The following is a 13,455-nucleotide window of genomic DNA, read 5'->3' as shown; positions in this document are numbered from 1 at the left end:
GTGACCGCCGCCGCCTCCCGCGTCCTCGCCGCCTGCGGCGGAAACGGCGACGACAGCGGCGGCTGGGCCCGCCACGGGCACAACCGGCGACCCGGGGGGAGCGGGCCGATGCCGAGGTGGACGAGCCGGACGTCCTGTGCCACCGTCACTTAACCGGGTCAGTTAATCTCTAGACAACGTTGTCAACGTCAAGGCACAGTGTTGCCTCGCTTATCGGTTTGGTTCGGAGAGGTTGGGCGTGATGGTGTACGGAGCGCTGGATATCGGAGGTACGAAGATCGCCGGGGCCCTGGTCGATGCCGAGGGGCGGGTTCTGGTGCGGTCGCAACGCCCGACGCCCGCCCGTGAGTCCGCGGATGCGCTGATGGCCGCGGTGGCATCGGTCGTGGATGACTTGGCGGCCTATCCGGAGTGGGCCTCGCTGTCGTGCATCGGGATCGGGAGCGCCGGGCCCGTGGACACGGTCGCGGGAACCGTGAGCCCGGTGAACATCCCTGCCTGGCGCGCCTTTCCCCTGGTGGAGCGTGTGCGTCGGAATCCGGCGGTCCCGCGTGGAGTCAAGATGGCGCTCATCGGTGACGCGGTCGCGATGACGGCGGCGGAACATTGGATCGGTGCGGCGAAGGACGCGGCGAACGCCCTCTGCATGGTCGTCTCGACCGGTGTCGGCGGCGGGCTGATCCTCGGAGGTTCGGTTCACGCGGGGGCGACGGGGAACGCCGGTCACATCGGGCATATCACCGTGGACCAGAACGGCCCCGTGTGCCCGTGCGGCGCGCGGGGGTGCGTCGAGCGGTACGCCAGCGGAACGGCCATCGCGGCCCACGCGCTGGAATCCGGGTGGACGCCCCCGGCCGGCCACCTGGCCACCGCCAGAGAGGTCGAGGTCTCGGCTCGCGAGGGTGACCCGAGGGCCCTCGCCGCGTTCGATCGGGCCGGCCGCGCGCTGGCGGCTGCCATCGCGGCTACCTCAGCCCTCGTGGAGCTGGACCTCGTCGTCATCGGAGGTGGCGTCTCCCAGTCGGGCGAGATGTTGTTCGCCCCACTGCGCCACCACTTGAAGTCCTATGCCGTGCTCGACTTCACGCGCGACGTCCCGGTCGTGCCCGCCAAGCTGGCCCTCGACGCCGGGCTGATCGGTGCGGCCGCCGCCGGTGCCGCCGCGACCGGACTGTCCCGTGTCGGAGTGGGCACGACGGGCCGGACAGCCACCTGACGCTCGCCTGCCGCTGACACGCCCCGCCGCTGACACCCCCCGCCGCATCACGGCCTCGGGGGGTCGTCACGCCCCGCGCCACCGTGCGGGCGCGCTCGCAGGTCCCGTTGCGTCTGAGCGGCATCGCGTTTCTCCCGTTTCATCCATACACACCTCAGGAAACGAACGTGGCTCTCCTCCAGAACACCGTCCAGCCGTACGGCTGGGGCTCCACCACGCTGCTGGCGAACCTCATGGGAGTGCCGCCCACCGGCACGCCCCAGGCCGAACTCTGGATGGGAGCCCATCCGGCAGCACCGTCACGGCTCCGCAGGGGCGAGGCAGTGCTCCCCCTGGACCAGGTCATCTCCGAGAGCCCGGAGCGTGAACTCGGGGCGGCCACGGTGCGCCGGTTCGGTCCCCGCCTCCCGTTCCTGCTCAAGTTGCTGGCCGCCGATGCACCCCTCTCCGTACAAGTGCACCCCGACCTTGCCCAGGCCCAGGCCGGGTACGCCCGGGAGAACGCCCTCGGGGTGCCACTTGACGCGCCGCACCGCAACTACCGTGACGACCAGCACAAGCCCGAGATGATCGTTGCTCTCACGCCGTTCCGCGGGCTGTGCGGATTCCGGAGCCCTGCGGACTGTGCCGACCTGCTCGACTCCCTGAAGGTTCCGGCACTGCGTCCATACGCCCGGACGCTGCGAACCGTCCCCGAGGAGGGTGCGCTCGCCGAGGTCTTCCGAGCGCTTCTTCGTCCCCTCCCGGGCCTGCTCGACGCCACTACGCAGGCCCTGACGGCGACTGCCGGCCCGGGGGGCGCCGGCGTCGACGCCACCCCCGACGTTGATGCGTACGCCGCCATCGCGCGCGCCCACCCGGGCGACCCCGGCCTGCTGTCCGCGCTCATGCTCCGGTACGTCGAGCTGGCCCCTGGCCAAGCCCTGTTCCTCTGGGCCGGCGTTCCCCACGCGTATCTCTCCGGGCTCGGTGTGGAGATCATGGCGAGCTCCGACAACGTCCTGCGGTGCGGGCTCACTTCCAAGCACGTCGACGTGGACGAGCTCATCGCAGTCGTCCGCTTCAGCGCGCTGCCGACGCGCGTCCTCACGCCCCGCGACGGAGGGGGTACGGGCGAGGGGGTGTATCCAGCCCCGGTCGATGACTTCCGTCTGTCGCGGTACACCGTCCGGGCCGGAGAGCCGCCGAGGCCCTTGGCGCTCGACGCCCCGCAGATCGTTCTCTGCACCGAGGGCACCGTCGTCGTCTCCTCGGCCGGCGAGGTGTTCAGCATCGGCGCGGGCCAGTCCGTGTACCTGGCCGCGGGCGTGGAAGCCGCCCTGCGAGGGGCCGGCACGGCCTTCCGTGCCACGACGGGAACAGCCGGCGTCGTGGGGTGAAAGGTGCGACGGTAAACAAAACCAGAACTAAACTTAACCGGTTATGTTCTGGCTATTGTTCTCGGTCATTTCAGCTCCTAGCCTCGACTCGTCCGCCAAGAGCCGGCAGGAATACGCGCTGATCGACCAGAGGCGATGACCTGACCTGTACCGGCTGTGACTCCCCACTGCTCGGAATGAGCCGCAGTAATTCTCCGAGCAGTGGGGCCGGCGGCGGTCCACCCATGATCCACGGGCCCGCCAGGGGCGAACCGATCCCCGAAAGCCGCGATCTCACTCCATGTCACACACGGCCGTGCCGCCGCCCCCTACGGGGCCTCGGCGCGGCACCGAGTTGGGAGCACCACATGAACAGGACACGGGTCTTCTCGGCAGCGACGATGCTCGCTCTCGCCGCCACGATCACCTCAGTCCCCGTCGCCGCCCATGCCGCAGACCGCTCCGGCGGATTCCGTGTCGTGGACGGGCGGCTCGTCGACGCCACCGGCAAGGACTTCGTCCTCCGGGGCGTCAACCACGCCCACACCTGGTACACCGGCCGGACGGACCGGTCCCTGGCCGACATCAAGGCGCTCGGAGCCAACTCGGTCCGGGTAGTGCTCAGCACCGGCACCCGCTGGACGAAGAACGACACGGCGGACGTGGCGAAGGTCGTCGCCCAGTGCAAGGCCAACCGCCTGGTCTGCGTCCTGGAAGCCCACGACACCACCGGCTACGGCGAGCAGGGCGATGCCGCCTCGCTCTCCGAGGCAGTGGACTACTGGCTGGAGGTGGCGGGCGCCCTGGAAGGCCAGGAGAAGTACGTCATCGTCAACCTCGGCAACGAGCCGCACGGCAACGCCGGCCACACCGCCTGGACGCAGGACACCAAGGACGCCATCGGGCGCCTGCGCGCGGCCGGATTCGACCACACGCTGATGGCCGACGCCCCCAACTGGGGACAGGACTGGTCGGGAACCATGCGCGAGAACGCGCCCGCCGTCTTCGCCTCGGACCCCGACCGCAACACCGTGTTCTCGATCCACATGTACGGCGTCTACGACACCGCTGCCGAGGTCGAGGACTACCTCGGCAGCTTCGTCGACCGCGGACTCCCCATCGTCGTAGGAGAGTTCGGATACGACCACTCGGACGGCAACCCCGACGAGGACGCCATCATGTCCACCGCACGCAGCCTGGACCTCGGCTACATGGGGTGGTCCTGGAGCGGAAACGGCGGGGGCGTCGAGTACCTCGACCTCGCCACCGGCTTCGACGCGACGCGGCTCACGGCCTGGGGCGAGCGGCTGTTCAAGGGGCCGGACGGTATCCGTGAGACCTCTCACGAGGCCGGCGTGTACCGGCGCGGCTGCTCCGTCGCCTACCGCCTCGACGACTGGGGCACGGGTTTCAACGCCGACGTCACCATCCGCAACACCGGCGCGCAGCCGGTCAAGGGCTGGAAGCTCGACTTCGGCCTTCCGGGCGGCCGCACGGTGAACTCCGCCTGGAACGCCGCCGTCACCCAGGACGGCGGCCAGATCCGTGCCACCAGCCGGTCCTGGACCGAGGACATCCCGGTCGGAGGGGCCGTGAGCTTCGGCGTCAACGTCACGGGTGCCGGCGCCGTGCCCGCCTCGTTCGACCTCGACGGCGTTTCCTGCGCCAAGAGCTGACCCCTTAGCGCACCCGCCCCGCACCGGGTGCGCGAGAAGCGGGTTCCGCAGGCACATCCGGCCCGGAACCCGCTCTTCGCTCCTCCCACCGGTATCGGACAGGACCGACGACGATGAGGGGCTGCCCCCGGGGCAGCCCCTCATCGTCGTCCCGGACCGCTACGTACGCCGTGGTGGTCCGGTGGACCCCCGCGGAGTGAGGGACGGCGTCGGTACCTGGAAGGCTCCCGTGTGGGTGCCCTCGATCACCCCGAACAGCGTCCGGGTGACCTCCTCGCCGAATCGGTGCACGTCATGGCTCATCGCCGACAGCGGAGGATGCGTCAGCCGGCACAGCTGTGAGTCGTCCCAGGCCAGCAGGGAGACGTCGTCGGGGACCGACAGCCCCATTTCCGCGGCCACCGCCGCCCCGGCGACGGCCATGATGTCGTTGTCGTACAGGATCGCCGTCGGCCGGTCCGGAGACATCAGGAGCCTGCGTGTCGCCCGTGCCCCGTCCTCGCCCGCGAACCCCGTCGACACCTGGCGGCGGCCGTCCAGACCCAGCTCGGCCATGGTGGCCTCGAAGGCCGTGGCCCGGATCCCGCTGTGGCCGAGCCCGGAAAGGCCGCCCACCCGGGCGATCCGCCGGTGGCCCAGCGCCGCCAGGTACCGCACCGCCTCGGTCGCCGCCGAGGCGTCGTCCGTCCAGACGGAGGGGAACCCGCCGGTAAGCGAGGGATGCCCGACGGCGACGGCGGGTATCCCGAGCGCCTGCAGCGGCGCGATCCGGGAGTCGTCCTGGTGGAAGTCCACCAGGATCGCCCCGACGACGGTTCGGCTGCGCCACCACTCCTGGTACAGGGCGGTTTCCTCGTCCAAGTCGCGGACGAGGCGGAGCAACAGGGAGCAGGAGTGGTCTGCGAGAACGGCCTCGATGCCGGAGATGAACTCCATGTAGAAGGGTTCGAGGCCGAGGAGCCGGGCCGGCCTGCAGAGGGCGAGACCCACGATGCCGGCCCGTCGTCCGGACAGGTTGCGCGCCGTCTGGTTGGGGCTCCAGCCGAGCTCCCTGGCCGCCTCGAAGATGCGCTCCCGGGTCGAAGGGGACACCCCCGGACGGTTGTTGACGGCGATGGAGACAGCACCCTTGGAGACCCCGGCCAGCGCGGCGACGTCATTGATCGTCACGCGCGGGCCGGGGACGCGAGGAGCTGGGGCGCTCACGCCGCTCCCACGCTGAAGAGGGCCGCCCGGACGAGCTCCGGGTCGTCGCCCGTCCAACCGGTGACGGTGATGCGGGCCTCCTCGCCGGGCAGCAGGGTGACCAGGCCGCGGTCGGCGGCGGCTGCGGGGGAGAGCCGGTCCGCCTGGAGGAGCAGGTCCCGCACCAGGGTCCGCGCGGTGACGACCACGTCCACGGCGCCGCCTTCGGCGTGGGGCTCGATCAGCACGTCGTACACGGGCTCCGGGTATGCGAACTCCTTGTCGTACACCGGGAGGTACACGGCCCGCAGCCCGTCCGCGTCCGCCACCAGGAGCTCCTTCGACGAGCCGGCTTCGGGCAGCAGCGAGGAGGGGACGACCAGTCGTACGACCGTCCGTGCCTGCGCCTCCAGGGCCAGGACGGTCTCCTTGAGCACCGTGCCGTCCGCATCGAGTCGGCGCAGGGTGACGGCGGTGTTCCAGGTGGTGCCGGACTGGTTGTCGAGCGCGAGCACCGGGTCCTCCTCGACGGGTACGAGGCTGAGGACTCGGTCGGCGTACACCCGGCGCAGCTCGTGGTAGAGCGGCTTGAGACGGCCGTCGCCGTCGATGGCGGCCCAGGAGCTGACGGGCCAGCAGTCGTTGAGCTGCCAGACGACCGTGCCCGCGCAGACGGGCCAGTGGGAGCGCCAGTGCTCGATGCCGGCGGCCACGGCCCGGGCCTGTACGACTTGGGCGAGGTAGTGCCAGCGGTCGAAGTCGTTTTCCGGCAGGCCGAAATGACGCTCGATGCCGCGGTCGAGCTTGCCGTTGCCGTCCTCGGCCTTCTGGTGGTGGAGCATGCCGGGGGAGTCGGGGGCGAGGTCCTCACCAGGCAGGGCGCGCCGCAGGGTCGCGAGTGCGGGCGGAGCCTGCCAGCCGAACTCGGCGCAGAACCTGGGGACATCGGCCCGGTACTCGGCGTAGTCCTGGCGGTTCCACACCTCCCACGAGTGGTGGGTGCCGTGGCGGGGATCGTTGGGATGGTGGTCCCAGGACCCGGACCAGGGGCTGCCCGCCGTGTACGGGCGGGTCGGGTCGAGTTCGGCGACGATCCGGGGAAGGATCCCCAGGTAGTACCCCTCGCCCCAGGAATCACTGGCGAGCGCCTCCTCCCACTCCCAGTCGCGGAAGCCCCACAGGTTCTCGTTGTTTCCGTTCCAGAGGACCAGACTGGGGTGCGGCATGAGACGGACGACGTTGTCGCGCGCCTCTGCCTCGATCTCCCCGCGCAAGGGCTGTTCCTCCGGGTACGCGGCGCAGGCGAACAGGAAGTCCTGCCAGACCATGAGTCCGAGCTCGTCGCAGATGTCGTAGAAGGCGTCGTCCTCGTAGATGCCGCCGCCCCAGATCCGGACCAGGTCGATGTTGGCCTCGGCGGCCTGGGTGAGGCGGGTGCGATAGCGCTCGGGGGAGACCCGCGAAGGCAGTACGTCGTCCGGGATCCAGTTGACCCCGCGCGCGAAGATCCGCACACCGTTGACCACGAAGGTGAAGCCGGTGCCGTGCTCGTCGGCGGAGCGGTCGATCTCGACGGTACGGAAGCCGATCCGCCGCGACCAGCCGTGATGCTGGGTCTGTCGGCGTGTGGTGGCGGAGGGGGCGGGGCGACGGGCGAGGCGGCCACCTCGCCGCCCGATCCGAAGGAGGTCTCGGGTGAGATCAAGGTCCTGACGCAGCGGACCGACCTCGTGCAGAAGGGGGTCATGAAGGCCTACGCCGAGGAGTTCAACAAGGTCTACCCCAAGGTCAAGGTGTCCTTCGACGGCATCACCGACTACGAGGGCGAGGTGAAGATCCGCATGAACGCCAAGTCCTACGGTGACGTGCTCTTCATCCCCGGCGCGGTCGCCAAGAACGACTACCGCAAGTTCTTCGCTCCCCTGGGGTCGACCGAGACCCTGTCGTCGAGGTACCGGTTCAGCGACAAGACCGAGGTGGACGGCAAGGTCTACGGGATCGCCCAGTTCGGGTCCGCCAACGGCTTCGTCTACAACAAGGCCCTGTGGAAGGAAGCCGGGGTCACCTCCTGGCCGAAGACCCCGGATGAGTTCCTCGCCGGGCTGAAGGCGATCAAGGAGAAGACGGGCGCCACCCCGTACTACACGAACTTCAAGGACGGCTGGCCCCTGGTCCAGTGGACCTCCAACAACGGCTCGGTCGGCTGTGACCCCGACGCCGGCAACAAACTGGCCGGCCCGGTCTCGCCGTGGAAGGAAGGCGGCGAGCTCCGCACCATCGACACCCTGCTCTACGACATCGCCAAGCAGGGCCTCTCGGAGAAGGACCCCACGACCACGAACTGGGAAGCCTCCAAGGCCCTGCTCGCCGAAGGCAAGGTCGGCACGATGATGCTGGGCTCCTGGGCGATCACGCAGATGCAGGGCGCGGCGGTCGAGAAGGGCGGCAAGGCCGACGACATCGGCTTCATGCCCTTCCCGGTCCAGAAGGACGGCGCGTTCTGCTCGGCCCTGGTCTCCGACTACCAGCAGGCCGTGAGCATCTACTCCAAGAACAAGCCGGCAGCCCGCGCCTGGATCGACTGGTTCACCGAGAAGTCCGGCTTCTCGGCGAAGGAGGGCGTGGTGTCCGCGGTGAAGTCCGCCCGCATGCCGGCAACCCTCCAGGACCTCGTTGACAACGATGTCAAGTTCTTCGACCGCTCCGAATCGAACACGGCGGCGGTCAACGACATCGACGACGCGGCCGAGATCGGGCTCAACAAGCCCGACTACCGGCAGAAGCTGATCGACACCGCACGAGGTGCCGCGAAGGGCAGCGCCGACGACTTCTTCGCCGACCTGAACAAGAGGTGGGACGAGGCGGCGAAGACCGCCGGTTCCTGACCGACCGCGGATCGGGCCCCGGCCGGACGACACCGGCCGGGGCCCCTCACCTCCCGCAGTCGCGGACACGAAAGGCCGACATGACCGAGACAACCGACACCGCTCCCGGCGCACCTGCCGGCACACGGCGATCCGCCAAGGACGAGAAGAACACGGGAAGAAGCGCGCGCGGAGCAGACCGCCCGACGGGCCGGCGCCGTGCTCCCGCCGGCGGACAACCCCGCTCCTGGCGGCAATCGCCGCTGCGCCGCATCACACCGTGGCTCTTCCTGGCAGGCCCGCTGGCGCTGTTGATCACGTTCACCTACGTACCCGTAGCGAGCATGATCTCGTACAGCTTCACGGACTGGGACGGGGTGAGCCCGGACCGGGAGAACGTGGGTTTCGACAACTACGTCCAGATATTCACCCGCCCCGAGCTCTTCCGGGTGTTCTTCGTCAGCGGCTACTACCTGGCCGCGTCCGTGGTCCAGATCTCGGTCGCGCTCTACTTCGCCGTGGTCCTGAGCTTCAACCTGAGGTTCCGGAACTTCTTCAAGGGGATCCTCTTCTTCCCCTACCTCATCAACGGCGTCGCGATCGGCTTCGTCTTCCTCTACTTCTTTCAGGACGGAGGCACCCTCGACTCGGTGCTGGCCTGGTTCGGCGCGAGCACCGATCATCCGTGGCTGGGCGATCCGACCTCCGCCAACGTCTCGCTGGCGGGTGTGTCGGTCTGGCGCTTCACGGGACTGAACTTCGTCCTGTTCCTCGGAGCCATCCAGTCGATTCCCGGAGAGCTCTACGAGGCGGCCGAGCTGGACGGCGCGGGGAAGTGGAAGCAGTTCCGGCACATCATCGCCCCGAGCATCAAGCCCGTCATCAGCCTCAGCGTCATCCTGGCGATCTCCGGCTCCCTGTCCGTGTTCGAGATCCCGTACATCATGACCGGCGGTGCGACCGGCACCCAGACCTTCGTCATCCAGACGGTGAAGCTCGCGTTCCAGTTCAACAAGACCGGCCTGGCTTCGGCCGCGGCCGTGGTGCTGCTCCTGATCATCCTGCTGATCACCTGGATCCAGCGCCGGCTCGTGCCCGACGACAAGGTGGACCTCGTATGACCCTCGATAGCCCCGCAGCCCCGGAAGCCCCCGCAGGTCCGGCAGCCCCCCGCGCCCCCAGGCGTCGGCGCCTCCCCGTCGGAACCGCGCTGACCTACCTGTCGCTGCTCGTCGCCACCGCGGTCGTCCTGCTGCCGCTGACCGTCGTCTTCCTCACTTCCCTCAAGACCTCGGAGGAGGTCAGCGACGGTGGCGCGCTCTCACTGCCGGGCAACTGGCTGAACTTCGACAACTACGTCACGGCGTTCAGCGACGGCAACATGCTGATGGCGTTCGGGAACACCGCCTTCATCCTGTTCTTCTCCATCGGCGGCACCGTCATCATCGGCTCGATGACCGCCTACGCGGTCGACCGCTTCGAGTTCCGGGCCAAGAAGCTCGTCATGGCGCTCTTCCTCGTCGCCACGCTCGTCCCCGCCGTCACCACGCAGGTGGCCACCTTCCAGGTCATCAGCAGCTTCGGCCTGGTGGACACCCGATGGGCCCCGATCCTGCTCTACATGGGCACGGACATCGTCTCCGTGTACATCTTCCTGCAGTTCATCCGCGGGATCCCCGCCTCGCTGGACGAGGCGGCGCGACTCGACGGGGCCAACGCCTTCACGATCTACCGGAAGATCATCTTCCCGCTGCTCAAACCGGCGATCGCCACCGTCGTCATCATCAAGGGGATCACCACCTACAACGACTTCTACATCCCCTTCCTCTACATGCACTCCGAGGACCTCGGCACGATCTCCACCGCACTGTTCCGCTTCAAGGGACCGTTCGGAGCGCACTGGGAGGCGATCTCGGCGGGAGCGATCCTCGTCATCCTGCCCACGCTGGTCATCTTCCTGCTGCTCCAGCGCTGGATCTACAACGGCTTCTCGCAGGGGGCGACCAAGTAGCAGCGTGTGCCAGGGTGCGGGAGCGGGCCGTTCGAGGGGCGGCCCGGACCCGATCGCGTCCGGCCTTGTCAGTGGGCGGCTCGCTTCGACGGAGGCGGGCACGTGCTGGCCCGGGGCGAGAACCGGGCGTGTCCCTCACGGATGTCGCCCACCTCCTCCCCGTTGATGAGGGCGAGCAGCGCGGTCGCGGAATGGGCGCCGTACGCCGGGATGTCACGGGTGACGGCCGACAGCGTCGGGCGAACCACCTGTGTCAGCGGCGACTCGTCCCAGGCGACGATCGACAGGTCGGCGGGGATGGACAGGCCCAGCTCCTGCGCCACCGAGAGCGCGGCCACCGCCATGATGTCGTTGTCGAAAACGATCGCCGTAGGCCTCTCGCGCGCGATCAACAGGGCCCGGGCGGCCCGCGCGCCCTCGTCCCCCGTGTAGTCGGTATGGATCACCGTGGCCTGCGTGAGACCGGCTTCCCGGCAGGCGTCGCGGAGGGCGGCGTCACGGATGGCCGTGTGCGCGAGGTCGGCCGGCCCGGCGACCCGCGCGATCCGCTGGTGCCCCAGCGCCGCCAGGTACCGCACGATCTCGTGCACGCTTTCGGCATCGTCCGACCAGATGGCAGGCAGGGTCCCGGCGACGTCCGGTGGTCCGATGACCACTGCGGGAAGGTCCATGTCCTGGACGGCTTGGATCCGGCCGTCGTCGGCCCGCAGGTCCATGAGGAAGACGCCGTCGACCCGCCGCTCGCCCCACCACCGTCGGCAGACCTCGATCTCCTGCGCCTGGTCCGCCACCATCTGCAGCATGAGCGCGTACGAACGCTCGGCGAGCACGGACTCCACACCGCTGATGAACTCCATGAAGAAAGGCTCCACCCCGAGGGTGCGGGCCGGCCGGCGGACGACCAGCCCGACCGCCTGGGCGCGCCCGCCGGTCAGTGCCCGAGCAGCGCTGTTCGGGCGCCAGCCCAGTTCCTCCGCGATGCCCTTGATCGTGATGCGCGTGGCTTCCGAGACTCCGGGATGGTCGTTGAGCGCGTAGGAGACCGCGACCTTCGACACACCCGCCCGACGTGCGATGTCCGCCATCGTCGGCCGCTTTACTGCCACCCCAGCTCCATCCTGAATCCTCGATACCCCGACCCTACCGTCACGACCCAGCGTGCATGGCGGGGTGCGGGTCCCTCCAGTCCTGGACTGCGGCCTCCCGGGCGCTTTGGCCGGTAGCCCTTCGGTGATCCGCCCGGCGCATCAACTCGCCTTTCCTCTCTGCGCAGTCGAATCCATTGACATCCCTCGGCGGGCTCTCTACGGTTCCCCTCGAAGTTAACCGGTTAAGCAGTCGTCGGGTGAGCCGCCCCGACGCGACCGGTTCCTCGACCACTCCCTCAGGACGAAAGGGAATCCCCATGAGCAAGTCCCCCCATGCTGGTGCGCGTGCGCGTGCGAGACGGCACGGGCCGCTGGCCCTGTTCCTGATTGCCGTTCTCGCACTCGTCGGATCGTTCGCCGCCCGCCCCACACCGGCCGCCGCCAACACCGCCGACTCGTTCGCCACCCGTTGTGGCATCAGGTTCTGCCTCGACGGCAAGGAGTACTTCTTCGCCGGGGCCAACGCCTACGACATGTTCACCTTCGGCGCCGGATCCGGTGACACCGAGACGCAGTACATGGACAAGGCCCGCATCGACGCCCACTTCGCCCGCATGGCGGCCGACGGCGTCGACGTCGCCCGCGTCTGGATGTTCAGCCACGAGAGCTGGCACGGCTTCGAGGAGCGGGAAGGCGAATTCAACGAGCAGCAGTACGCCGCCTTCGACTACATCATCGAATCGGCCAAGGCCCACGACCTGCGCCTCATCCCCGTCTTCGAGAACTACTGGGAGGCGTACGGCGGCATCGACACCCGCCTGCGCTGGGAGGGCCTCTCGGGCGGCCAACCGGGGCGCGCCGCCTTCTTCGACAAGAACCGCTGCCCCGGCTGCTTCACCTCGTACAAGAACTCGGTCAGCTACGCGCTCAACCGCACGAACCACTACAGCGGCGTGCAGTACAAGGACGAGCCGGCGATCTTCGCCTGGGAGCTCATGAACGAGCCCCGGTACGAAGGGCAGAGTGCGGCCGAGAACGTCGAGGGAACCACCCTGAGGGCCTGGGTCGACGAGATGGGCGCCTTCGTCAAGGCCATCGACCCGAACCACCTGCTGGGCGCCGGCATCGAGGGGCACGGCACGCAGTACGGGTTCGGCGGCGACGAGGGCAACCCCTTCGTGCACATCCAGCAGTCTCCCTACGTCGACTTCACCTCCGCGCACCCGTACCCGACGGAGCACTGGGCGGACTTGAGCATCGAGGAGACCAAGGACCTCGTCCGTGCATGGGTCCGTGACTCTCACGAGGTCGTGGGCAAGCCCTTCTTCATGGGCGAGTTCAACGTCCACAACGTCGACCGCGCCGTGTGGTGGCGGGAGATCTACACAGCCTTCGAGGAAGCCGGCGGTGACGGCAGCGCGTTCTGGTGGTACCAGGACCGCACCATCGACGGGAAGTTCGGAGTCTCCGCGGGCGCTCCTGAGCTGGCTGTCCTCCGGGCACACTCCGACCGCATGGCCGTGAAGAGCGGCCTCCCGGGCTCTACGCCCTCCCCGACCCCGACCGGCCCCACGGAGTCACCTTCCCCGACTCCGACCGGTCCCACGACATCCCCGTCCCCCTCTCCGACTCAGACCGGTCCCACGACACCCCCCACCTCACCGCCCGCGCCCGCCGGCTGTGCCGTCACCTACACCCTGTCCGACTGGGGTACGACCTTCAACGGCAGCGTGACCATCCGCAACACCGGCCCCACCCCGGTCGACGGCTGGCAGCTCGCCTTCACCTTCCCCGGTGACCAGCGGATCACCCAGATGTGGAACGCCGTACCGGTCCAGGACGGACGGTCGGTCACCGCGGGCAACCCGACCGGCTACAACGTCACCATCGCCCCCGGAACCAGTGTGAACTTCGGCTTCAGCGGAACGTCCGCACCGAACACCAACGGGGTACCCGCCCACTTCACCCTGAACGGAAGGTCCTGCACCACCGCCTGATCAGACGAGGGGTGCCCGCCACGGCGGGCACCCCTTTCGGCGTTCCCGAATCGGAGGAGC

At 68.9% G+C, this 13,455-nt stretch carries 10 protein-coding genes; 7 read left to right on the top strand and 3 right to left on the bottom strand.

What is annotated here, in order from left to right; translation table 11 throughout:
• Window positions 1-241 precede the first annotated feature (241 nt).
• The 3 genes from ACIQV3_RS08495 to ACIQV3_RS08485 all read left to right on the top strand — a co-directional run bounded on the left by ACIQV3_RS08495 (window position 242) and on the right by ACIQV3_RS08485 (window position 4,250).
• Window positions 242-1,216, top strand: coding sequence for an ROK family protein (locus ACIQV3_RS08495; protein WP_403711057.1), 975 nt, complete (start codon window positions 242-244; stop codon window positions 1,214-1,216).
• Window positions 1,217-1,383: 167 nt separating this feature from the next.
• Window positions 1,384-2,595: a mannose-6-phosphate isomerase, class I gene (manA, locus tag ACIQV3_RS08490; protein WP_403711055.1), complete on the top strand. Its 1,212-nt coding sequence runs from the start codon at window positions 1,384-1,386 to the stop codon at window positions 2,593-2,595.
• 347 nt (window positions 2,596-2,942) lie between these two features.
• Window positions 2,943-4,250, top strand: a complete 1,308-nt coding sequence (locus ACIQV3_RS08485; RefSeq protein ID WP_403711053.1) for a cellulase family glycosylhydrolase — start codon at window positions 2,943-2,945, stop codon at window positions 4,248-4,250.
• A gap of 159 nt (window positions 4,251-4,409) precedes the next feature.
• Here ACIQV3_RS08485 and ACIQV3_RS08480 read toward each other — a convergent pair whose 3' ends face one another.
• Together ACIQV3_RS08480 and ACIQV3_RS08475 are read right to left on the bottom strand one after the other, a co-directional pair.
• Window positions 4,410-5,456 carry a LacI family DNA-binding transcriptional regulator gene (locus tag ACIQV3_RS08480; protein ID WP_403711051.1) on the bottom strand — a complete coding sequence of 349 codons (1,047 nt, stop codon included), beginning with the start codon at window positions 5,454-5,456 and terminating at the stop codon, window positions 4,410-4,412.
• Window positions 5,453-6,961: a hypothetical protein gene (locus ACIQV3_RS08475; protein ID WP_403711049.1), complete on the bottom strand. Its 1,509-nt coding sequence runs from the start codon at window positions 6,959-6,961 to the stop codon at window positions 5,453-5,455. Before ACIQV3_RS08475 ends, ACIQV3_RS08480 begins: the two co-directional genes overlap by 4 nt.
• Before the next feature lie 81 nt (window positions 6,962-7,042).
• On the opposite strand from ACIQV3_RS08475, the gene ACIQV3_RS08470 reads away from it, so the two are divergent.
• The 3 genes from ACIQV3_RS08470 to ACIQV3_RS08460 all read left to right on the top strand — a co-directional run bounded on the left by ACIQV3_RS08470 (window position 7,043) and on the right by ACIQV3_RS08460 (window position 10,310).
• Window positions 7,043-8,320 carry an ABC transporter substrate-binding protein gene (locus ACIQV3_RS08470; protein ID WP_403711614.1) on the top strand — a complete coding sequence of 426 codons (1,278 nt, stop codon included), beginning with the start codon at window positions 7,043-7,045 and terminating at the stop codon, window positions 8,318-8,320.
• An 80-nt stretch (window positions 8,321-8,400) separates the two neighbouring features.
• Window positions 8,401-9,420 carry a carbohydrate ABC transporter permease gene (locus tag ACIQV3_RS08465; protein ID WP_403711047.1) on the top strand — a complete coding sequence of 340 codons (1,020 nt, stop codon included), beginning with the start codon at window positions 8,401-8,403 and terminating at the stop codon, window positions 9,418-9,420.
• Complete coding sequence (locus ACIQV3_RS08460) at window positions 9,417-10,310, top strand: carbohydrate ABC transporter permease (protein WP_403711045.1); 894 nt, start codon at window positions 9,417-9,419, stop codon at window positions 10,308-10,310. The genes ACIQV3_RS08465 and ACIQV3_RS08460 overlap by 4 nt, the downstream gene beginning before the upstream one ends.
• A gap of 68 nt (window positions 10,311-10,378) precedes the next feature.
• Here ACIQV3_RS08460 and ACIQV3_RS08455 read toward each other — a convergent pair whose 3' ends face one another.
• Complete coding sequence (locus tag ACIQV3_RS08455) at window positions 10,379-11,416, bottom strand: LacI family DNA-binding transcriptional regulator (protein WP_403711043.1); 1,038 nt, start codon at window positions 11,414-11,416, stop codon at window positions 10,379-10,381.
• A gap of 299 nt (window positions 11,417-11,715) precedes the next feature.
• Between ACIQV3_RS08455 and ACIQV3_RS08450 the strand changes: the two genes are divergently transcribed.
• Entirely contained in the window at window positions 11,716-13,395 is a 1,680-nt protein-coding gene (locus ACIQV3_RS08450; RefSeq protein ID WP_403711041.1) for a cellulose binding domain-containing protein, read from the top strand.
• Window positions 13,396-13,455: the final 60 nt, after the last annotated feature.

Origin of the sequence: Streptomyces sp. NPDC099050 (assembly GCF_044759865.1) — a bacterium.
GTDB lineage: Bacteria > Actinomycetota > Actinomycetes > Streptomycetales > Streptomycetaceae > Streptomyces.
The sequence above is the reverse complement of the archived record's forward strand: the minus strand, read 5'-3'. Positions and strand labels throughout refer to the sequence as shown.

Coding starts and splice junctions, on each gene's coding strand:
- ACIQV3_RS08495 (WP_403711057.1), top strand. CDS start 242: ATGGTGTACGGAGCGCTGGATATCGGAGGTACGAAGATCGCCGGGGCC.
- ACIQV3_RS08450 (WP_403711041.1), top strand. CDS start 11,716: ATGAGCAAGTCCCCCCATGCTGGTGCGCGTGCGCGTGCGAGACGGCAC.
- ACIQV3_RS08460 (WP_403711045.1), top strand. CDS start 9,417: ATGACCCTCGATAGCCCCGCAGCCCCGGAAGCCCCCGCAGGTCCGGCA.
- ACIQV3_RS08470 (WP_403711614.1), top strand. CDS start 7,043: ATGCTGGGTCTGTCGGCGTGTGGTGGCGGAGGGGGCGGGGCGACGGGC.
- ACIQV3_RS08465 (WP_403711047.1), top strand. CDS start 8,401: ATGACCGAGACAACCGACACCGCTCCCGGCGCACCTGCCGGCACACGG.
- ACIQV3_RS08485 (WP_403711053.1), top strand. CDS start 2,943: ATGAACAGGACACGGGTCTTCTCGGCAGCGACGATGCTCGCTCTCGCC.